Source organism: Vibrio aestuarianus (assembly GCF_012395185.1).
GTDB classification, from domain to species: Bacteria; Pseudomonadota; Gammaproteobacteria; order Enterobacterales; family Vibrionaceae; genus Vibrio; species Vibrio aestuarianus.
Genome location: NZ_JAAZTU010000035.1, coordinates 14,110 through 36,053, shown reverse-complemented (window position 1 = coordinate 36,053; position 21,944 = coordinate 14,110). Strand labels below are relative to the sequence as shown.

The following is a 21,944-nucleotide window of genomic DNA, read 5'->3' as shown; positions in this document are numbered from 1 at the left end:
ATTCGGTGGCAAAGAAATGCCAAAAAACGACAACTTTATACCCAAACTACTTGGAGTTGCAGGTAGGCGGCAAATGAGTTTATCCCCCTGAGCATAGGCAGGCTATGTGATTGGGGTAAACGAACGCAGACAAACACCGCTGCATCTTCAAGTAGGAAGGGGATATATTTAACGCTTAAAGTCCAAACCAGTACGTAAGTTATAAAAATGATCGACAGGCCCATGCCCATGCCCCACGTGTAACCTATCAGCACAGCTGATCGCTTGTGAAAGATACTGTTTCGCACAACTAACAGCGGCCTGTAACTCATCCCCTTGGGCTAAGCGTGAGGCGATAGCCGAAGAGAGTGTACACCCAGTACCGTGGGTATTCATCGTTGCGATTCGCTGCGCTTGGAATAGGTGAGTCTTATCCGCTGTTATCAATAAGTCGTTGCTATTCACTTCATCTTTTAAATGGCCACCTTTGAGCAATACTGCAAAGCAATCTAAGCCACGAATTTTTTCTACCATTTGGTGCATTTGAGCCTCTGCAGCTGGTATTGCAGTACCAAGTAAAGCAGCAGCTTCCGCTAAATTAGGTGTCACAACAGTGGCAATCGGTAATAGATGGGTTTTGAGAGAATCAATCGCCTCTGGTTGCAATAACAGATCACCACTGGTTGCGACCATCACCGGATCAAGCACGATAAATTGCGGTTGATACTGACGTAATTTCTGCGCAACGATTTGAATGATATTAGCGTCTGCTAACATTCCAACCTTTACCGCAATAATGTTGAGGTCAGTAAATACGGCGTCGAGTTGCTGCTCAATAAAAGTGACAGGAACCGGTAAGACCCCACTGACTCGCTGCGTATTTTGGGCCGTTAATGCCGTAATAACAGAGCATGCATAACCCCCCGTCGCTGAAATGGCTTTGATATCGGCTTGAATACCCGCGCCACCACCAGAATCAGAACCAGCAATGGTAAGTACAATAGGAATATGAGAGTTAGGATTTGCTTGAAACATACACGCTCCGAAAAGTAAGCGCGTAGGAATGATGACTAATATTAGTCCACCACATCCGCAACATGATTGAAAAGGAAACAAGTTTTCATTTTCAATGACAAAGTGGATAGTTCCCTACGCCAGTATTAACTGAATCAGGTTCAACGGGTCTCGCACTGCGATCTCAGCCCAATCAAACTAAAATAAGCTTGATATTTGGCTCCCCGACTATAGAACGGTGATGATATCAATTGTCAGCAAAAATAGAAAAGCAAAAACGAGTGGTAACGCTACGATGTATTACCCTATCGTGTTGTTTTTCAGGTTTAGCTCTTATCCATCGAGATGATTGTATGCAAACGTACGTTTATGATTTAATCTTAAATTAAGAATATTTTGTTATCAGTGTGATTGACGATGCTTAACCCAATCTGGCTCAATACTTTTAAAACTCTGATCGATGTCGGTCATTTTACACGCACGGCAGAAAAGCTACATATGACACAGCCGGGCGTCAGTCAGCACATAAAGAAATTAGAAGAGGCGTGCGGCCACGCTTTGATAAAGCGAGAAAAAAAGAGTTTTGATCTTACCGAGCAAGGTCGATTGATGTATCAGTACACGTTGGAACAAAAGCGCAACGAATTGCAGCTATTGGAACAACTGAGTTTTGATGACCCATACGCTGGCAACTGCTATATTTCCTGTTCTGGTGCAATGGCGATGCGTATTTATCCGACGCTTATTGCGCTACAGACGAAGCATCCACAGCTAGTCATTCATATCGAAGTCGCACCTCACAATAAAATTGTAGAGGCGATAAAAAATGGCACGACTGACATCGGTATTGTTACCCAAAAACCTGCACAAGGTGCCTATCAATGGCAACAAATTGGTCAAGAGGCTCTGTGCTTAGTAATACCAAATTCGACCAAAAATACGCAGGTCACGCCAGAACTGTTACAAAAACTTGGTCTCATTCGTCACCCTGATGCCGAGCATTACCTCTCGATCTATTTTGCACATAGCCGAGATGAAGCGCTGGCAGGCATTGCCATTGACTCATTACCTAGCGTCGGTTATATCAATCAACTTAGTCAAATCTTAGTGCCGATCACACAAGGAATTGGATTTACTGTCTTACCTTTTGGTGCGGTAGAAGCTCACGTTGAGCAGCAGCAGGTCAGACTACACCAGCCTAAAACCAGTATTAATGAGACGGTCTATAGTTTACAAAAATACCATCGACAGTTACCCACTCGCTACAAAACCGTATTACAAAGCATCCGAGTTTTAATGCAAAACTAACAAAGGGAGCCGAAGCTCCCTGAATATTATATAGCCAACTGGTTATTATTTTTTGAACGGTTTAGTGACTTAAACTAGTGGCGCTATGCACCGATAACACCACCATCTTCGCGAGTAATCATCATTATCGTTGAACGAGGCTTAGTACTACCACCGTCTGGAAAATGAGAAGGAGCCCCATCTTCACCGGGGTGCTGCACACCAATAAACATGGTTTTTTGGTCTGGCGAGAAGGTTAAACCGGTAATTTCACACGCAATAGGACCTGTTAGAAAACGCTGCACTTCACCCGTAATCGGGTCACCACACAGCATTTGGTTGTTGCCTTGACCTGCAAAGTCCCCCTTATTGGAGTACTTACCGTCAGTTTGAATCCACAAACGACCGGCTTTATCGAACCCAATACCGTCAGGGCTGTTAAACATGTTGTCAGCATGAATATTGTCACTACCAGCGTACAAATTACCTTTGTGAACCGTTGGGTTACCGGCGATTAAATACAGATCCCATGCAAATTTGTCGCTAGTGTGGTCGCCGTTGACTGGCATCCAACGCAGAATCTGCCCGTAGTTATTTTTCGCACGAGGGTTGGGACCACCGACAGGTTGTCCCTCTTTTACGCCACGGTTTTTGTTATTGGTTAAAGTACAGAAAACGTATTTGTTACTTGGATGCACCGCCACCCATTCTGGACGATCCATAGTGGTTGCCCCAACTTGCGTTGCCGCACGACGAGCAAAAATCATCACCTCTGCGTGATCCTTAAAACCATTTTCAGGTGTTAAACCGTTTTTACCAAAGGTTAATTCAATCCAATGCCCTTGGCCTTTCAGCTCTTTATCATTCATATCAAACTTAGCAACGTACAACGTACCTTCTTCGAGAAGATTGCGGTTTGCCGCATCATTGCCCTCTTGGTAACGATTTTTTGAAACAAATTTGTAAAGATGTTCACCACGTTCGTCATCACCAAGATACACCACCGCATGCCCATCATTGTTGATGGTCAGTGCCGCATTCTCATGCTTAAAACGGCCTAACGCTGTACGTTTTAGTGGCGTGGCAGTTGGATCATTCGGGTCAATTTCAACTACCCAGCCAAAGCGGTTTGGTTCATTCGGGTTCTTCGCCACGTCAAAACGTGCATCATGTTGATGCCATTTATAACTGCTCGGTTTGGCTTCAATACCATAACGTTTTTGATCTGCCGTTAGTGATACTCCCGCTTGATCGGTCCCAAAGAAATCATCAAAGTTCTCTTCACAAGTCAGGTACGTGCCCCATGGGGTTTGGCCATTGGCGCAGTTATTAAAAGTACCGAAAGGTTTCATGCCACTAGGGTCTGCATCAGTTTTCATCAAAGTATGACCGGCCGCTGGCCCCGTCAATTGCATCGGGGTATTGGCTGTAATACGGCGGTTTCTTTGCCCTGAACGATCCACCATCCATTGGCCATTTTTTCGTACTACTTCAACAATGGTCACCCCAACAGCAGCTTGCGCTTTACGAACATCGTCGGCGGTCATGGCTTCGCCTTTGTGAGCAAACAGATATTCGTAATTGGTGTATTCGTTATTGATAGCCAGTACAGCGCGATCATCAGCAATGGGGAAGAAGCTCATACCGTCCGTGTTATCGCCAAACTGACGTTCTTGTGCACTTGAATCTTGTTTGCCACTTTGATCAAATTCGGGCGCATCTGCAAAAATCGGGTCACCCCAAGACATTAACGGTGTTGCCTTGTAGCCTTTCGGCACGATGACGCTATCGGCTGTTGATGTCGGTATTGGTTCGAAGTTAAGCAACGATGAATTAGGCTGCGCAGCAACAGCTTTAGCGACTGGATTCAATGTTAAAAATGCACCAGCACTAACTGCCGCACTGCCCGCCATAAAGCGACGGCGAGAAAGCCTCGCTTCGATCATTTCACTAAATTGAGACTCTTGCTCATCACGCTTCCACATGTTTGCTCCTTGACTTTACTTGCCTTGTTATTAGATATGGAAAGCAGCTTAGCGGTTAAACATGACAAATTAGTTAAATTTATATTGCCTAATCGTGACGATTGTTTAACCAAAATGAGAACTAGATCTAGGGATTCACAGCATGGATTTTTTATACTCAATGCAATAACCACAAGATTGATGCAGACATTAGCACCTTATGACACGCACTTTATTCAGCACCTAATTAGAAAACCCTACTTCAGTGCGTTTTCATAGAGCTCAACATTCATCGTAGCAACCTGCGCGAAGGATGTGAGGTGTAACTCTGAACGTGCGTATCTTTTTAGGGGCGAACTATGAAAGTGGTGATCAATGACGTTCAATATCAAGTTGGTCAAGCATCAACTCTACTGGAAGCCGCCACATCGGTAGGAGTCGCCATTCCAACCCTTTGCGCAGCCAGCCACCAAACCGGAAAAGTCCATTGCGATCTCTGTGTGGTTGAAGTCGAAACTAAAGATGGCAATAGTGTGTTAGTTCGTGCCTGTGAGCACCCGGTTGATAACAATATTCACTTCCGAACACAGTCAAAAGCACTATCAGAAAAACGCAACCTTGCCTTGGCTAAATTACTATCTGACCACAACGCGGACTGCGAAGCGCCTTGTCAAGTAGCTTGTCCTGCCCATGTTGACGTTCAATCTTACCTACATCACATAGCCAAAGGAGAACATCAAAAAGCCGTAGAAATCATCAAGCGTCATCTTCCTCTCCCCGTTTCTATTGGCCGGGTCTGCCCGGCGTTTTGTGAAGCACAATGTCGCCGTTCGCTGATTGATGAACCCCTAGCTATCCGCCAACTGAAACGTCACGCTGCTGATATCGATTTACAACAAAACACGCCTTATCAGGCGAAGCCAGTCTCAAACAATGGTTACAATGTCGCCATTGTAGGCGCGGGGCCTGCTGGGTTAGCGTGTGGTTACTACCTACGCCAACTGGGGTTTAGTGTTACTTTGTTTGAAGCGATGCCCAAACCGGGCGGGTGGCTACAGTACGGCATTCCAGAATACCGCTTACCCAAAAAGCTACTCGATCAAGAAATTGAACTCCTTGCTGCTTCAGGCATGAAAATATTATGTAACCATAAAATTGGAAAAGATTTCACTCTCGATAACCTACAGCGTGACTATCATGCCGTTTGTTTAGCCATTGGCGCAACTAAAGCGGTAAGTGCTCACTATCCTGGAAGTCGATTAAAAGGCTGCTATTTAGGTGTGGATTATTTAAAAGATTCGCTTACCACCAAGCAATGCATCACAGGCAAAAAGGTTGCGGTCATTGGGGGTGGTAATACCGCTATCGATTGTGCACGAACAGCCCAGCGTTTAAGTGCACAAACTACCCTTATCTATCGTCGAACCTTGTCTGAAATGCCAGCTGAAGAATACGAAATAGAAGCGGCGGCACACGAAGGCGTTAAATTCGATTTCCTTACCAACCCGCTAGAAAACCTCAGCGATGAGTATGGACAGGTACGCGCACTACGCCTTGAAAAAATGGAGCTTGGAGAAACTGACGACTCGGGCCGTCGTCAGCCTATAGCCACTGGCGAAATCTATGAAGAAGCGTTTGACACGGTGATCGCTGCGTTATCTCAGACTCCAGATACCGATATTTTTTCAGGGCTAACCACGCCGCCCCCTCTCACCCAGAAAAATACGGCGCAAGTAGATGCCCACACTATGCATCATCAAGGGTCTCTATTTTCAATTGGTGATTTTAGGCGCGGGCCCGCCACAGCGATAGAAGCCATCGCTGATGGGAAGGTGGCTGCACAAGCCATCGCTCAAAAATTATTACTGGGTGAATTCGCCCCTAAACTAAAAACGTTCAATAGCCAAAAAGCCGCACAACTGAGCGAAGTAAAAAGCAGTGAATACCACTTAGAAGCAAGCAAAAGGCGGGTACTCTTCCCTCACTTGCCCAGCTTATATCGCCGTACTAACTTTTCAGAAGTCGAGCTGGATGCTGGCGTAAAAGCGTCAAAAGAAGAAGCAAAGCGCTGCTTAGAGTGTGGATGCCAAGTCAATACCGATTGTAAGTTACGTGATTACGCGAGTGAATATCATGTAATGCCTGAGCAGCTAATCAATCAAGATAAGCAACATTTTCCTGTCGACAAAAGTAGCGAGTTTATTGTATTTGATGCTAACCGCTGTATTAGCTGCGGATTGTGTGTGCAAACCTGTCAAGAACAAACAGTGCATGGTGCATTGCATCTCTCTCACATGCCAAATTCACACACCACAAATCGTCCATGGTTTACTCATGGCGCGTCAATGGGAGATTCCAATTGTGTGCAGTGCGGAGCTTGCGTACAAGTCTGTCCAACGGGCGCTCTGGTAGATAAACGTGATAAATCCCAAGGACGGATAGAAGTACTTAAACCGATAAAAACCATTTGCACTTATTGCGGAGTCGGCTGCCGAGTAGTGATGTACGTTGATGAAAAACAGAACAAAATTCGCTATGTCGAAGGAGATAAAAAGTCTCCCGTTAATCAAGGGATGTTATGCGTCAAAGGTCGGTTTGGTTTCGACTTCATTCATAGCCCCGAAAGGCTAACAACCCCACTAATTCGTAAAAATGGACAACTGCAGCCAGCTACATGGGATGAAGCCATTGCATTGGTGGGTAGCACATTCTCTCAACTAAAACTTAAACACGGTGGTAACGCATTAGCGGGCTTTTCCTCAGCAAAAACCACCAATGAAGACAACTATCTGTTTCAGAAATTAATCCGTTGTGAGTTTGGCACAAATAATGTCGACCACTGCGCTCGGCTATGTCATGCATCAACCGTCACTGGCCTAGAGGCATCACTCGGAAGCGGTGCCATGACCAATGATATCCCAAGCATTAAGCATTCTGATGTTATCTTTATCATTGGTTCGGACACCACCTCAGCTCACCCGATCATTGCTTCGCACATCAAACAAGCAGTAAAACAAGGGGCTCGCTTAATTGTTGCCGATCCTAAACGCATCACAATGGCTGATCACGCTGATGTCTACGTCGCCCACCGTCCGGGCACTGATGTAATGCTGCTCAATGGCATCATGCAACTGATCATCCAAAATGCTTGGTATGATCAAGATTACATTCAAAAACGAGTTGATGGGTTTGACGAATTATTAATGGAAGTCATGTCAGACGCTTATTTACCCGCAAAAGTAGAACTGATTACGGGTGTAAAAGTGGATGACTTAAAACGCATCGCAGAAATGATAGGCACCGCGCAAGTCACTGCGGTTTATTACTCTATGGGAATAACCCAACACACCACAGGGCATGACAATGTCCGTTCAATCGCCAACTTGCAGATGTTATGCGGCAATATTGGTGTTGAAGGCGGTGGCATCAACCCATTGCGAGGACAATCAAACGTGCAAGGAGCCTGTGATATGGGGGCATTACCAGGCGATTATCCCGGTTATCAAAAAGTGACCAACCCGTTGGTACAGACCAAGTTTGCAAAAGCGTGGCAATGTGATCATCTCTCTCAAGAAAAGGGCTTAACGCTGACTGAGATTATTGATGCGGCGCAACAAAAACAGGTGCGGGGATTATACGTGATGGGCGAAAACCCCGTTTTGAGTGACCCTGACCAAGCCCATGTGTTAGCAGCACTTAATCAACTTGATTTCTTGGTAGTGCAGGATATTTTTCTTTCTGAAACGGCGCAACTGGCCGATGTAGTGTTGCCTTCTTATTCATTTGCTGAAAAATCAGGTCATTTCACCAATACCGAACGACGCGTTCAACGCATAACACCTGTCGTTAAAGCCCCCGGTGAAGCGAAAGAAGATTGGTGGATAGTACAACGCATAGCTCAAGCAATGGGCGGGCAATGGCGCTATCAAAACGTTAGGCAAGTTACTCAAGAGATCAGCCAAGTCACCCCACAATACGCTGGTATTCATTGGCACAACATTGGTGAAACAGGTCGACAATGGCCATGTGATGAACATGCCCCTGACGGCACACGAATTTTACATCAAACCACGTTTAAACGTGGCAAAGGCGAGATGGTAGCCGTTCCGTTTAGATACGCAGCGGAGTTACCTGATAGTGAATACCCACTTATCTTAACCACTGGACGCTTATTGGAACAATTCCACACCGGCACCATGACCAGAAAAACACGAGGTTTAGATAACCTAGCAGGCCCAAGAGTAATGATCAGCGTGCAAGATGCCCAGCAATTAGGTATCAATAATAGTCAAATGGTTCGTTTAAGTTCACGACGTGGCATGATCGAAGCCCCTGCCTTTGTCACCAAAAGAATGCAGCAAGGAGTAGTATTTGTACCGTTTCATTTCGCGGAATCTCCCGCAAATAAACTGACTTCAAGTGCCACCGACCCTCACGCGAAAATACCAGAATTCAAAGTCTCAGCGGTCAAATTAGAAATCGTGCTGACAAATGCATCCGGCATCGCTGTCGATCATTTACTAACTTATCAACATAATATTGATGGTTAAGGAAAGTGTCCTCCTAAGCCACATGCGTAATTTCGGGCGACAAGGCGAAAAGTTCATCGAAAATCTCTTTCGTCTGTCTAGAATAAATGAGCTTATCCTTTGCTCCCACTAACTGAATCAGCTTTACTTTTCCTGATAAAACACATTGTCTTAACGTTCTTAGCACCATTTGATTATCAAGCGCATGATTCTCATCAACGCCCATCGTCGAAACAAGCGACGCAAGATCAATACTAATGATCAATTGATCACAATGTTCAATGTAACTCGCTAGCTGTGCTTTTAAGTTATTACGGAAACGAAAACTGCATTCACTTAGAGTTAACCAATTGACGCCAAGATCTTCGGCATACTCCACTACTTGATTTGCCTGCAAAGTTTCATCAATTCCTAAACAAAAAAGACGAGTATTGCTATAGCGAGTCAAGGCAAAATGAAAAACCGAACCGAGCTGTAAATCCAGCGTCTGTTTGAGATCAAATCGATGTCCAATGTTAATCAGACCAACTTCTTGATCGTCTAACGCCATTACCGGTAAGGCATTGAGTAAGGTTTCATGACAATTAGAGAGAACAACCGGCAATGAACGAGCGGCCAAATGCTGATATAGACTGTCTTGAAAACCGGCTGCATTTTTATTTTGCACCACCATATGACCTGCATCAGAGTAACAGCCGTTTGCTTGATGCTGATAAAGCCAATCGGAAGAAAATTCTAAGCTCTGCTGCGCAAATTCAAACTCTACTTGAGACATCGGCTTAACACGCTCACACAAGGTCATGAATGTGAATGGGTGTACGTGTTGATTTGGCGTTCTAGCCATACGATAGCGTTTGAATAAACTTAGCATTGTGAATTACCTTTCTGGTGGCAACGCTCTTGCTGCCTGTAATACATGTAAGATGATCCGTTGCTTATTGGCTTCAACTCGATGGGCTGGAGCCATTACCGAAATTGCGCCGATCAACTTACTCCCTTTCATTACCGGGGCACTAATACCTGACACGCCAGGGTCAATTTCCGACGTACTGACGGCGTACCCATTACGACGTATTTTCTCCAGCTCAGCCTGCCATTTCTCCATACGATGTTCTTCACCGAAATAACGAAGAATTTTCTCGCAGCGTTGAGCCGGTAAATACGCCAACATAACTTTAGATGAGGCACCTCGAAGCAGGGGTTGACTTTGACCCTGGACGAAGCTGCATCGAAGCGCCTGCATACTTTCTTTCTGGCTCACACACAAGGCTCGGTAACCAACCGGAACCATGTAGGCCGCCATTTCACTGGTTTGCTTTTGCAGCCGACTTAACACCGCATCAACGGCATCAAGATTATGTTGGCTCGTTTCATAACTACGCATCAGCAGCAGTGCAGCAGAACCTATGATTAACGTCTTGTCATGAGGACTTTCTTCAATCAGGTTCCACTCTTTTAAAATTTTAAGGTGGCGATACAAGCTACTTAGCGGCACTTGTAACTGCTCGCTCAATACTTTTGCCGACACAGGTTCTTCATTAACTGCCACTTGCATTAACAATTGCAGTGACTTTTCATTAACTTGGTTGGCTGAGAGTTTTGTTTCATTCATGTTTTCTTTTTAGCTCCATTCATCACACACCTCAACTATGATTCTTATATAGCGAGAATTTGTGATGAATAACAGAGTTGCTTTCTCACTAGGTGAGAAAACAAGAAAAACGAAGTGAAAAGAGCTCACATCACCCGATTTAAAAGAGTTCCATCGCCGGAAACAAAGGTTTTACATATTCAACTGGTTACATTCTATACTTGTTGATTGGGATAGGTTTGTAGGGTAAATCTGATCTTTAGCTCAATTTTCAATCGAAAAAAAACGATGCCGAAGCATCGTTTTGGTTTGTCATCAACATGACTAAGAAAGTTTAAAGGTCGCCACCTTGGCACTGAGCTCTTCAGCTTGCTGCTTGAGTTCATTGGATTGACTCAAGCTATCTTCAGCGCCGACGACTAGCTGCTCAGTCACGTCTTTTATCGAAGTCACATTTTGTGTGATTTCACTGGTTACGTGAGTTTGCTCTTCAGCTGCGGTTGCAATTTGAGTTGCCATATCGCTGATCAACGCAACAGCGGTATTAATTTCCTCTAATGCATGAGATGCCTTGTCTGCATCATCAACTGAATTCGATGCTAATGTCGAACTACTTTGCATCAACGCCACTGCGCGCTTGGTAGTTTCTTGTAGCGTATCGATGGTTGACTTAATTTCTTCGGTAGAAGTATGGGTACGCTGTGAAAGTACGCGGACTTCATCCGCAACCACAGCAAAACCACGCCCTTGCTCTCCTGCTCGTGCCGCTTCAATCGCCGCATTCAAAGCAAGCAGGTTAGTTTGCTCTGCGATGCCCTGAATGGTTGCCAATACGGTTGAAATCTCTTGAGCATGTTGATTAAGCGCCGCAATAACGGTACTTGCTTCATTGACAGAGCTAGCCAAATCATTGATCGAACCTTTGGTTTGAATAACCAGAGCATGACCATTATTAGTGCTAGTTGCAGAGTCTTGCGCTGCTTGCGCCGTTTGCTCAGCATGTGACGCAATTTCTTGTGTTGCTGATGCCATTTCAGTGACCGCTGTAGCTACCATCACCACTTCTTGCTGCTGATGACTAAGTTCAGATGCCGACTGATTGGCGCGGTGTGCACCATGCTCTGACTGCTCGGTTAATTGGTGTGATTGTTGGCGAATATGCCCAATCAGTTGCTGTAAACTTGCCACAAACGTGTTGAAATTTTTCGCAAGTTCGCCGACTTCGTCGTTATTTTCTACCTCAATACGTTGAGTTAAATCACCACTACCGTTAGCAATTTGCCCCAAAGCTTGAGAAACGTTGTTAAGCGGGCGGAACAATACGTTACAAAGCAAATTAAATAGCACTGTACATAAAATAACCACAATAGCGGTCACCAGTAGCTGCCCTAAAATGGCGTCAAACAAAGGAGCAACTAAAGAGTCATGATTAATTACAGCCACTGTACTAAGTTTTGTTCCATCAATCGGTCTGGCATACAACACATAATCATCACCTTTAATGGTGATCGCCAAATCACTTTGTATTGAAAGCGCTTTTTGGATATCAGCAAAGCTCAACCCAAGTTCAGAAACACTTTTGTTCAGCAGTTTGGTATTACTGTGGGTGAAAATATTCCCTTGGTCATTAGCGATAAACATGTAGCCTTCACCCGGCAGGATAACTTGCTTCATGGTATTAAGAATATCGGTAATTTCTACATCAGCCCCAAGCACAACTTGATCGCCATGTAGATTCAACGCCTTACCCAAAGAAACAACATTCGCGCCAGTTGCAGCGGCAACGGTTGGGTTATCCATAAAGACTTTTGACGGGTTAGCTTTAGCATTGGTGTACCAACCCCATTGACGTGGGTCATCGTTGCCTGGTGGTAATACGACTCCGTTCGCATTGTCTTGTGAGCCATCGGGATACGCTAAAAAAACGTTATCAAACGCGCCTGAATCACGAACTTGCTTCAAGTGAGTCACAATAGCCGCTTTTTCTGAATCTTGAGGAAGAGCGGTCAGCGAGCGCTCTTTTGACACCAACCAGTCGGTTACATATTGACTGTACGATGTGGTGGTACTTTGTAATCGTTGTTCAACGTCAACATCTAAACGCTCCAATGCAGCTTTATACGACAGTGCCTCAACTAACACTCCCCCTAGGATAATGGCAGCACTGGCTGAAATCGCCAGCTTGTTTTTTAAAGATAAATTTTTGAACATAGGAAGACCTATTTATTTGAAATAGTAGTTTTAGTGTGGCCGACAGAAGCTCTCTCAACCTATTGAGCATTATAATTTTTAGCCTCAAAATAAATTTGACGTACTCTAGATATTCATCATTTAGGCTAAAAAATTAAATACAATGTCATACACAGCTTAGAATAGGTAACGGCAGATAAGCAGATTTGTTGAGTGTTAAAGTGCAAATAAAATGAATTTTGTGAGGTTAGTAAATAAAAAGAAAGGAGCCACAAATGCTCCTTTACATAAAACTATACATAATCGATATCAGTTGGTTTTATCTAGCCCATAACGACGTCACTGATAACTCATCCGTACTGTAGAGCTTGTGACTGGCCCAGTAACTAACTAAACCAATTCCGAAATAAACCGCTAAGTTCCCCAACCCAACTTGTTCGAGTATCACGCTGATGTTAGATGATGTCAGCAGTTGCAGTGGTAAATTCAGAATTGCATGGTAAAAATCACCGACCATGTCCGTATTGAACGCCCCTATAGATAGCCATTTTAGTGCATAACCCCCAACAAATATCACCAATAGCGGTGAATTGAAGAGTTGTGAAATCAATAATGTAAAACAAGCTAGCGGGATCATGCACCCCCCAATAACCCACATAATGCCAACATAGCTAAACCAATGCTGAAACGCATACCATAATGAGCGTTGTTCAAGCAGCACGGCAAGACGGTCATCGGTTGCAAAGTTTAGCAGCCACAACATGATATCAGCAGACACCACCAGCACAGAACAGACAACAGGGATCAAAAATAGACCGAAGCCGATTTTGACCACATGAGTCATTGTGTTGCTCACTGGCATGCTACGCCAAAACATCGAACTACCTTCTTTGCGCTCTTTACGAAATGTTTTGGGGAAGTACAATGAACTTAGTATCAATGAAATGAAGCCCACGCTCGCGGTGATGAACATATTGAGATCATCGGCGAACTCTAAATGTATGTCACTGACATCTCCACCAAATTCCATTTCAAAAAACAGGTTATGTTGTAGTGTATTGTTCATCAATAAACTAACAAACAACAGCGTCCCACACACTAATAGGAATAAAGGAATACGCGTAACCGTTTTATTCTCGATGAGCTCTTTTTCAAGCATATAAATACTGGCGTGCATTATGCGTTCTCCTTCTGTAAAGCAAGAAATAGATCGGCAAGTTTTACAGTGTAAATGGCACCAAACCCTTCAACTGCTCCACGATATTCAGAGGAAAGTAACCACTTCGTCGTACCTAAACTGACCTCAGATGCCAACGGCTGAAGCGATCGAATAGCATCACTGTGTGACTGATTGGCCTCTAGGATAAAATACCCTTCGCTGATACTCTCCATTGAATCTTGCAGAACCACTTTTCCTTGCTTCAGAATTAGCACATCGGTCAGTAAATGTTCAATTTCAGAGACTTCATGACTGGCGATAATCAAAGCTCGCTCACCATCATGGAACCACTCAAGCAAATGGCGATAAAAAGTATCTCTATAAATCAGATCGAGTCCAAGCGTCGGTTCATCTAAAATCAATACCTTAGTATCAGTGGCAATCACAATGGCTAAATGTAACTGCACTTTCATACCCTTAGATAAGGTACGAATTTTACTGGATAGACGGATGTTAGTTTGTGCCAATACTTGCATTGCTTTTTCTAATGAAAAACTCGGGTGAACACCTGAGGTATACCGAAGGATCTGCTTAACCGTCATCCAATCAGGCAATACGTTGACATCAGAAATATAAGAAAGATGTGCCATCACCTTGGCGCGATCCGCTATCGGGTTTAGACCTTGAATACGAATATCACCTTGATAATGATGCGCCCCAAGCAGCGATTTGATTAAGGTAGATTTACCCGCACCATTGTGCCCAAGCAAACCCACAATTTGTCCAGCTTGGAGTTCAAGGCTGACGTCATGCAGCGCTTTATTGCGGGTATCACCCTGCTTCGCATATTGCTTTGATAGGTTTTTGATTTCGACTAACGGGCTCATTGATCACCTTCAATATATTGTTTTAATTGGCTGATAAAGTCTTCCAGCGGCATTTCAAGCAGTTTTAGCGTGCTTGCTATTTCTGGGATTTGCTGTTGTAAAAAACGCTGCTTTTGCTTGGTTTGTAGTTGCGCTAATGCTCCTTTCGTCACATACATACCTTGACCTCGACGCTTTTCAACAATGCCTTCATCAACCAATAGTTGGTAGCCTTTCATCACCGTAAGGTGATTAATCTTCATATCTGCCGAGACACTTCTTACCGAGGGAAGCGCGTGCTCTTCCGGCCAAATACCTTGCAAAATTTGCTCGGTAATTTTGTCGGCTAACTGACGGAAGATAGGTTGGTTATCTTGCCAATCTGTCACAATTCCACACCAATATAGTGTTATACATAGGTATAACACTATATCAAAATAGATGGATTGCAAGTAATTATTAAGGAAAGGGATAAACAAAAGAGCCTCACACAGTGGTGAGGCTCAAATTAAATAGAAAATAAGGCGTTAGTTTGTGGAGCAGTTGGCTAAACCGACTTCCTTCCATACCCCCCAAGCTCCGGTTGTTGTCGGGTCTTCACCCGTTGTCCACCACTTAGCTTCCCACACCTTACCAGCCCAAGAAACTTGATTGCCACCAGTATAAACCGAGCCTTTATCCCATAGGTTGTCACACGTTTCTCCACCAGAGGCTTTCTTTATCACTACAACTGAAGTGCTGGCTGAGGAGCTTGCTTGGCCATCGCTGACAGTGACCGTGAAGTTCAGTGTGGTGTCTTGCGTATACTCAGCAGCCACAAAAGAAACAATTGAACCTTGGACTGTCACATTCAACCCCGTAGGGATCTTCCATGCAAAGCTCAGTGGGTCTTGCTCGGCATCACTTGAGGCACCGGCATCAACCATCACAACATCACCAGCATTGACGCTATTCGGTGCTGTCACGACAGCAACAGGCGCTGTATTTACAGGTTCTGTAATTTTCGGGTTGACCGTAATGCTCACCAAGTCAGAGGCCTCTGCGCCTTTATCATCGGTGACGGTTAGCTTAAAGATGAAAGTTTGCGCTTGAGTTGCGCTCGCAGCTTCAAAGCTAGCTTGAGCGCTATTAGCATTAGTGAGCGTAACGGCTGACCCCGCTGTTTGTTGCCAAACATAACTGGCAATCGTACCGTCACTGTCTTTTGATGCTCGACCATCCAGTGTCACAGAGACTGGCCCAATCACGGTTTGATCAACACCAGCATTAGCCGTTGGTACGCGATTAGCTGGCGGCGTTGTACTTCCTCCTGCTAAACCTTCATGCATTGCGTTGAGAATATCACCATTATCAGCATCGATTTCCCAAGAGAAAAGACCAGCTAAACCTAAACTTCGAACATAAGCCCCTTTCGCTTTTACTGAGCGATCATCATCAAAGGTAATTAACTGACCAGTGGTGCGGTTCCAAACCCAAGGCGCTTCGGCTTGCTCATCATAACCATACTCAAAACCATTAATACCAGTGTTATTTGGCCCTAACATGAATGACTTAATCCCTTTGTAGTCAATCACCCCATCTTCCCACACGCCTTGAGCCGTCGAGCCTTTCAACTTGCCGTTAGCCACACCTGTCATGGGGTCTGTCGGGTCACTCATTGAAGCTTGAGTTACTCCTTCCCAACCGCGACCATACATCGCCGCTCCTAGTACGAGTTTATTCGCAGGGACACCTTGCGCTAAAAGTAACTGAATGCCGTTATCTGAAGTATAAGCAGGGCCAGGGTAAGCTTTACCAGCTTCATCAGTACCCGTCCCATCACATTGACCAGGGCGCATAAACGAACCACAGTACAAAGCAGTTTGATGGCCAAGGACATTATTCCAACCTCCATAGAAGTCATAAGTCATAGCGAAGATATAATCCATGTACTGGATAGCTTCACCGTAATTTACATCTTCAATTTTATCGTGACCGACACCAATCGCTGACGTCAACTCATAGCTGCGCCCTGTTTCTGCTTGTAGTTCATCTAACATCGCGCGCAATTCCCGCATTAGCGCAATGTAAGCAGGACCATCATTGACCGGATCGCCTAGGTTCGATGCTTGACCACCACCACCAGGAAATTCCCAGTCGATATCAACTCCATCGTAAAATTTCCATGTTGTAAGGAATTTCTTCACCGATGCAACAAAGGTGTCACGGTTCGTTTTGGAGGTAAAATCAAAGAAAGGATCAGACAATGTCCAACCACCAATCGAAGGGATAATTTTAAGATCAGGATTGCGCTGCTTAAGCGCCATCAACATCGCGTAGTTTCCTTTGATCGGAGAACTATATTGATGCCCTGCTTGTGGAAAACTCTTTTGAAATGCTGCCCAAGGATCATGAATAACCACTTCATAATCGTTTACGCCATTACAGGCTGTCATCAGTGCATTGTAACTATTACCACCCACAGATTTAACCGATTCGTTCGGACCACAAATAGGAATAAACCCGTAAAGAATGTGGGTCAAATTATCAGCAGGAATATTGTCGACCGTGAATTCTCGACCATAAATACCCCACTCAACAAAATACGTGCCGACTACGGTATTTTTATCGGTATTGTATGTTTTATTGTTTGAATCCACATTCATCGCAAGTGGCTTCAGATGCGAGCCATCAGTATCGGCAATGGTAATCTCAACTGGCGAACTTTTACTACAACCAGTAGCATCACACGCTTCTATTTCCATTTGATACAAACCACCGTGTGCATAGTCAAAACTTGCGGTGGTTTGACTGCCGGAAATCGGCCCAGTAGCTACTTCCAACCCATCAAAATAAATTTTATAAGTGTCGCCAGTGGTACCGCTCCATTGGTTAAACTTAACCGTAATGGTCGCTTGGTCATGATATTTGACCATTTGGTTGTAACCGGCCGTGGTTTCCATAGCCAATTCAATTTTAGAAAACTGTAGATTGTTCGACCCATAAACGTCAACGCTAGGGGTCGCTGGTGCTGCTATTGCGGCTCCTGACAGAGCCAGAGCAATACTTGCAGAGCACAAAGTAATACGATTCATATCTATTTCTCTCATTCCTTGAATGTTTCACTTACCTGATCTTCAGCTAAGACATTGAAGAACATCAGCATCAGTATTCACGAGACTTATTTTTTTTAACAAAAGAATAAAAACACTTTACGAGTGATGATGAGAAATTTGTAGGAAGGATTCATCGTGTTACATCTTAAAAGCAATTCTGAGTCAGGAAATTAGAATTTTGACATAGCAAGGTAGATGAATTTAATTTTTTGCGCTAACAAAGTCTAATTGCGCAGTGAAATATCATCAATTGACCACAAAAAAGCCCTCGCATTGAGGGCTCAAGAGATTGCTTTATAACGGTTTAAAACGAGCGGTAAAATGTCTTAGCACTGGTGGTTCATATTCGAAGGTTAATCCTTTGAATTGTTCAGCTCGCCGCTTAACTTCAATCAATGCATCAGCAACATAGTCCATATGATCGTTGGTATAAACACGCCGCGGGATCGTTAAACGCATCAATTCGAGCTCGGCGGCTTTTTGCTCTCCGGTTGCAGGATCTCTCCCCAGCAGTAAGGAGCCAATTTCAACAGCTCGAATCCCCGCTTCTAAATACAATTCATTGCACAATACTTGGGCTGGGAATTGCTCAGGCGGAATGTGAGGCAGTATTTTTGCCGCATCGACAAACACTGCATGTCCGCCAGTAGGGTATTGGATTGGAATTCCGGCTTCTTTCAATCGCTCCCCCAAATAAGCAACTTGACCAATGCGATAATGCAAAAAGTCTTCATCTGCGGCTTCATATAAACCACGTGCTAATGCTTCCATATCACGACCCGCCATGCCACCGTAGGTCACAAATCCCTCCATTGGCACACAACGTGTTCTCACTGCTTGGAACAACTCTTCATGATCACGAATACAGCACAAACCACCAATATTCACCATTGGATCTTTCTTCGCTGACATCGTCAACATATCACCGTATTGGTACATTTCACGAATGATCTCCAACATGGTTTTATCTTGATAACCCACTTCACGTTGCTTGATGAAATAAGCATTTTCACAATAACGAGCAGAATCGATGACCACAGGAATATCGTATTTAGTGGCTAGTTCGTATACCGAGCGCATATTAGCCATAGAAACCGGCTGACCACCGGAGCTATTACACGTGATGGTGGTAATAATGGCGCAAATATTTTCGCTGCCATACTGTTCAATCGTAGTTTGCAATTTATCAAGGTCGAAATTACCTTTCCAGTCATAAGGTGTGGTGGTATCAAAAGCTTCATGAGTGACAACATTGACCGCTTTACCACCATTCATTTCAATGTGACCAGCTGTGGTATCAAAGTGATAGTTGGAGATAAATACCGGGGTTGTGCCTCCGCGCACCTGCTTCATTCGCTCAATCAAGGCTGGGAACAAAATCTGTTCTGCTCCGCGTCCTTGGTGAGCAGGCACCGTCAGTTTATAGCCGAAGAAATGCTCTACCGCAGCGCACAAATTATAGTAGTTACGGCTACCTGCATAAGATTCATCTCCTAACATGAGTCCAGCCCATTGATTGTCACTCATGGCTCCAGTTCCGGAGTCGGTCAGAAGGTCGATATACACATCGTCGCTACGCAGTAAAAATGGATTATAACCAGCAAGTTCTAAAGCTTTTTCACGGTCTGCCAAAGTAGTCATTTTGATAGGCTCAACCATTTTTATACGAAAAGGTTCTGGAATACGTTTCATGCTTAATTTCCTTTAGATGATCAAATTTAACCGCATTAGCGGCATATCAGTTTGAAATGGGAGTTAATTGGCTAGAAATTAGGCGAGGTGATCAAGCTTGCTGAGTAGCGATAAGCCGTAATCGAGGTTATACCACGGTGACAACACTAACGTGCTGTCGAACAAGTGGATTTGTCGCATAGCGTTATCTCATGGTGGTTACAGGTGCAACCAATATAGACAATTGTTAGTTATTAGAATGTGAATATGCACCCAATTCTTTCGATCTCTTCTATTGTTTGACTCACACTTGACGCAAAGACGTAACAATTTGAAGAAACTTAATGGCTTATTTCACATGAGACTTGCTTTTCAAACTAAGTAGCGGCAACCTCTTATGATATCGCTTGCAAGGATAAAAATAATGAACGTAATAAAACCTCTATCATGTGCTTTAGCCATACTGTTTAGTGCTTCAGCACTGGCAACTGTTACTCTTGAAATCCCCGATACGATTAATCTGCTAGTTGTGAATGGTAAGAAACCTGATACCGCTGGTAGTATCTTTTCCTCGACCAAAAGCGTTGAACTTGCTGATGGTGAACAACAAATCGTATTTCAGTACGAACCTTATTTTTCTCAGGGTAATGACCGAATCATCGTCGAAAGCGACGTCGTGATCGCGAAGTTCACAGCAAAAGATGCACAATTAAGTTTTGATATGCCTCAATACCGTGATGCCAACCGAGCGCAAAAAGGCATTCAATCAATGCAGTGGTCGCTAGTTGATAAAAATGGTCAAGCGGTTGAGATCAAACAAGATCGTCTGCTGAAGGATGGATTCCAGTTTAACCGTGATTATTTCCGTGAAGCTGATGACTACAACCGAACTGGCGGTATTGCTGCCGTCGGTATCACCAATGTTACGATGCTACAAAACGAGATTACGCAGTCTAAAAATGCACAAAACGCGGCAGAAGAAATGCTGCATTTTTGGTATAACAAAGCGGACGAGCAAACCAAAGCGCGCTTTAAAGCTTACGTAAACCAATAATCGTTTCAATATGAGCTCCTGCTAGGAGCTCATGACACCACAATCATTCTGCGCACAACAAAACAAACGTTTGATAAACAAAGCGGAGCTTTACGCTCCGCTTCATCTTTTAGTTATGCCCAGAACAACATCGCAATGACGGTCAGTAAACCGATACAGGCGATATTGAGCAGCATTCCCACTCGCATCATTTCACTCTGTTTGATATGCCCTGATGCAAATACAATCGCATTCGGTGGTGTCGCAACTGGCAACATGAAGGCGCAAGAGGCAGCAACCGCAATCAATACAGATAAGATAACAGGCGATATACCAAAGGCTTCCGCTACACTTGCAAATACTGGAATTAATAATGCAGCACTGGCGGTATTACTGGCAAATTCTGTCAAAAATACCACGAAAACAGCGATAACTAGCACAATGAAAAACAGACCAAAATGAGAAATCAACGCACTCAATTCGTTCGCTAAGAAAACACTGGTGCCAGTTTGCTTTAAGACATTACTTAAACAAATACCACCACCAAATAATAGCAATACGCCCCAGTCAGCGGTCTTTTCAACATCTTTCCAATGCACAACGCGAGCAAAGTTGACCAAAACAATCGCCCCTAAGGCAACAATCGTATCGAATTTAGCAAACCCACCTAGCATTGCATTCAATGGCTTACTAAAAATCCAACAAAACACCGTTAAAGCAAAAATGCTTAGCGTAACCACTTTGCCTTTATCCCATTCAACCGGAGTTCGATTTAACTCAAATTCGCCGTTCAAATCGGGCTTCAACGCAAAATAGAGAATAGCTATCGCAACCGGTAACATGATGGCTGCCGTTGGCGCTCCAAATTTCATCCAATCTGTAAACGATAAACCCACTTCAGCCGCAGCAATCGCATTCGGTGGACTGCCGACCACTGTTGCAATACCACCGATACTGGCACTATAAGCAATACCTAGCAGCACAAAAACATAGGTCGAGTGGCCGCGATCTTGGTCAACTTTACTCAGTACACCTAGCACTAATGGCAACATCATTGCAGCCGTAGCGGTATTACTGATCCACATAGATAGGCCCGCTGTCACACCAAATAGCATAAAGACAGCAACACTCATTCGGCCACGAGCCATAATCAATACCTTATCGGCAATGACCTTATCTAAACCTTGGCGATGCATAGCCGCAGCTAACGCAAACCCCCCTAAAAATAGAAAAATAATTGAGTTCGCAAAATTGTTCAGTGCTGTTTGAGTATTAAAAACCCCAAACACGACCGCCATGATTGGTACCAATATCGCTGTCACAGTTACGTGTAATGCTTCCGTTAGCCAGAGCACGGCAATAAAGGTTAACATACTGATACCCAAAGCAATATCAGGTTCCACTGGTAAGTGGTTGTACATCAAAAAGAACAACACCATATCCGCTAGGATAATGAGGCTGTTGCGGTTAAAAAACCATTCTCGGGTATTGGAGGGTAAAGGGACACTATCGTTTCTATTCATTATTATTTTCCTTATGAGGGCCTACTGGCATAAATATCATCAC

At 44.1% G+C, this 21,944-nt stretch carries 14 protein-coding genes and 1 riboswitch; of the genes, 3 read left to right on the top strand and 11 right to left on the bottom strand.

All coding sequences use genetic code 11. The annotated features are described in order from the left end of the window. Window positions 1-168: 168 nt before the first annotated feature. The gene (gene thiD, locus HGG78_RS15205; RefSeq protein ID WP_172533392.1) at window positions 169-1,014 is read right to left on the bottom strand and encodes a bifunctional hydroxymethylpyrimidine kinase/phosphomethylpyrimidine kinase; all 846 of its coding nucleotides are present in this window, start codon (window positions 1,012-1,014) and stop codon (window positions 169-171) included. Window positions 1,015-1,108: 94 nt separating this feature from the next. Further along, window positions 1,109-1,230: riboswitch (TPP riboswitch) on the bottom strand. Window positions 1,231-1,410: 180 nt separating this feature from the next. Here thiD and HGG78_RS15200 point away from each other — a divergent pair. Then, window positions 1,411-2,301 carry a LysR family transcriptional regulator gene (locus HGG78_RS15200; protein WP_172533391.1) on the top strand — a complete coding sequence of 297 codons (891 nt, stop codon included), beginning with the start codon at window positions 1,411-1,413 and terminating at the stop codon, window positions 2,299-2,301. An 83-nt stretch (window positions 2,302-2,384) separates the two neighbouring features. On the opposite strand, the gene HGG78_RS15195 is transcribed toward HGG78_RS15200, so the two are convergent. After that, a complete protein-coding gene (locus HGG78_RS15195; protein ID WP_172533390.1) occupies window positions 2,385-4,265 on the bottom strand; it encodes a PhoX family protein in 1,881 nt (626 codons plus the stop codon). Between the two features lie 338 nt (window positions 4,266-4,603). Between HGG78_RS15195 and fdhF the strand changes: the two genes are divergently transcribed. Then, window positions 4,604-8,794 carry a formate dehydrogenase subunit alpha gene (fdhF, locus tag HGG78_RS15190; protein ID WP_172533389.1) on the top strand — a complete coding sequence of 1,397 codons (4,191 nt, stop codon included), beginning with the start codon at window positions 4,604-4,606 and terminating at the stop codon, window positions 8,792-8,794. Window positions 8,795-8,807: 13 nt separating this feature from the next. Here the strand turns inward: fdhF and HGG78_RS15185 are convergent, their stop codons facing one another. The 8 genes from HGG78_RS15185 to HGG78_RS15150 all read right to left on the bottom strand — a co-directional run bounded on the left by HGG78_RS15185 (window position 8,808) and on the right by HGG78_RS15150 (window position 19,366). After that, complete coding sequence (locus HGG78_RS15185; RefSeq protein ID WP_168786947.1) at window positions 8,808-9,644, bottom strand: arginase family protein; 837 nt, start codon at window positions 9,642-9,644, stop codon at window positions 8,808-8,810. 6 nt (window positions 9,645-9,650) lie between these two features. After that, on the bottom strand, window positions 9,651-10,385 hold the full coding sequence (locus HGG78_RS15180) for an IclR family transcriptional regulator (RefSeq protein ID WP_053311612.1): 735 nt from the start codon (window positions 10,383-10,385) through the stop codon (window positions 9,651-9,653). Between the two features lie 303 nt (window positions 10,386-10,688). After that, entirely contained in the window at window positions 10,689-12,575 is a 1,887-nt protein-coding gene (locus HGG78_RS15175; protein ID WP_168780666.1) for a methyl-accepting chemotaxis protein, read from the bottom strand. Window positions 12,576-12,873: 298 nt separating this feature from the next. After that, window positions 12,874-13,731 (bottom strand): hypothetical protein, encoded by an 858-nt coding sequence (locus HGG78_RS15170; protein WP_172533388.1) that lies wholly within the window; start codon window positions 13,729-13,731, stop codon window positions 12,874-12,876. Beyond that, window positions 13,731-14,600, bottom strand: a complete 870-nt coding sequence (locus tag HGG78_RS15165) for an ABC transporter ATP-binding protein (protein WP_172533387.1) — start codon at window positions 14,598-14,600, stop codon at window positions 13,731-13,733. The genes HGG78_RS15170 and HGG78_RS15165 overlap by 1 nt, the downstream gene beginning before the upstream one ends. Continuing rightward, on the bottom strand, window positions 14,597-14,968 hold the full coding sequence (locus HGG78_RS15160) for a GntR family transcriptional regulator (RefSeq protein ID WP_053311608.1): 372 nt from the start codon (window positions 14,966-14,968) through the stop codon (window positions 14,597-14,599). The genes HGG78_RS15165 and HGG78_RS15160 overlap by 4 nt, the downstream gene beginning before the upstream one ends. Window positions 14,969-15,106: 138 nt before the next feature. Further along, window positions 15,107-17,653, bottom strand: coding sequence for a glycosyl hydrolase family 18 protein (locus HGG78_RS15155; protein WP_172533386.1), 2,547 nt, complete (start codon window positions 17,651-17,653; stop codon window positions 15,107-15,109). A 315-nt stretch (window positions 17,654-17,968) separates the two neighbouring features. Then, on the bottom strand, window positions 17,969-19,366 hold the full coding sequence (locus tag HGG78_RS15150; RefSeq protein ID WP_172533385.1) for a tryptophanase: 1,398 nt from the start codon (window positions 19,364-19,366) through the stop codon (window positions 17,969-17,971). Window positions 19,367-19,769: 403 nt separating this feature from the next. On the opposite strand from HGG78_RS15150, the gene HGG78_RS15145 reads away from it, so the two are divergent. After that, the gene (locus tag HGG78_RS15145; protein ID WP_172533384.1) at window positions 19,770-20,399 is read left to right on the top strand and encodes a DUF2057 family protein; all 630 of its coding nucleotides are present in this window, start codon (window positions 19,770-19,772) and stop codon (window positions 20,397-20,399) included. Window positions 20,400-20,512: 113 nt separating this feature from the next. Here HGG78_RS15145 and HGG78_RS15140 read toward each other — a convergent pair whose 3' ends face one another. Beyond that, window positions 20,513-21,901 (bottom strand): SLC13 family permease, encoded by a 1,389-nt coding sequence (locus HGG78_RS15140; protein ID WP_053311604.1) that lies wholly within the window; start codon window positions 21,899-21,901, stop codon window positions 20,513-20,515. Window positions 21,902-21,944: the final 43 nt, after the last annotated feature.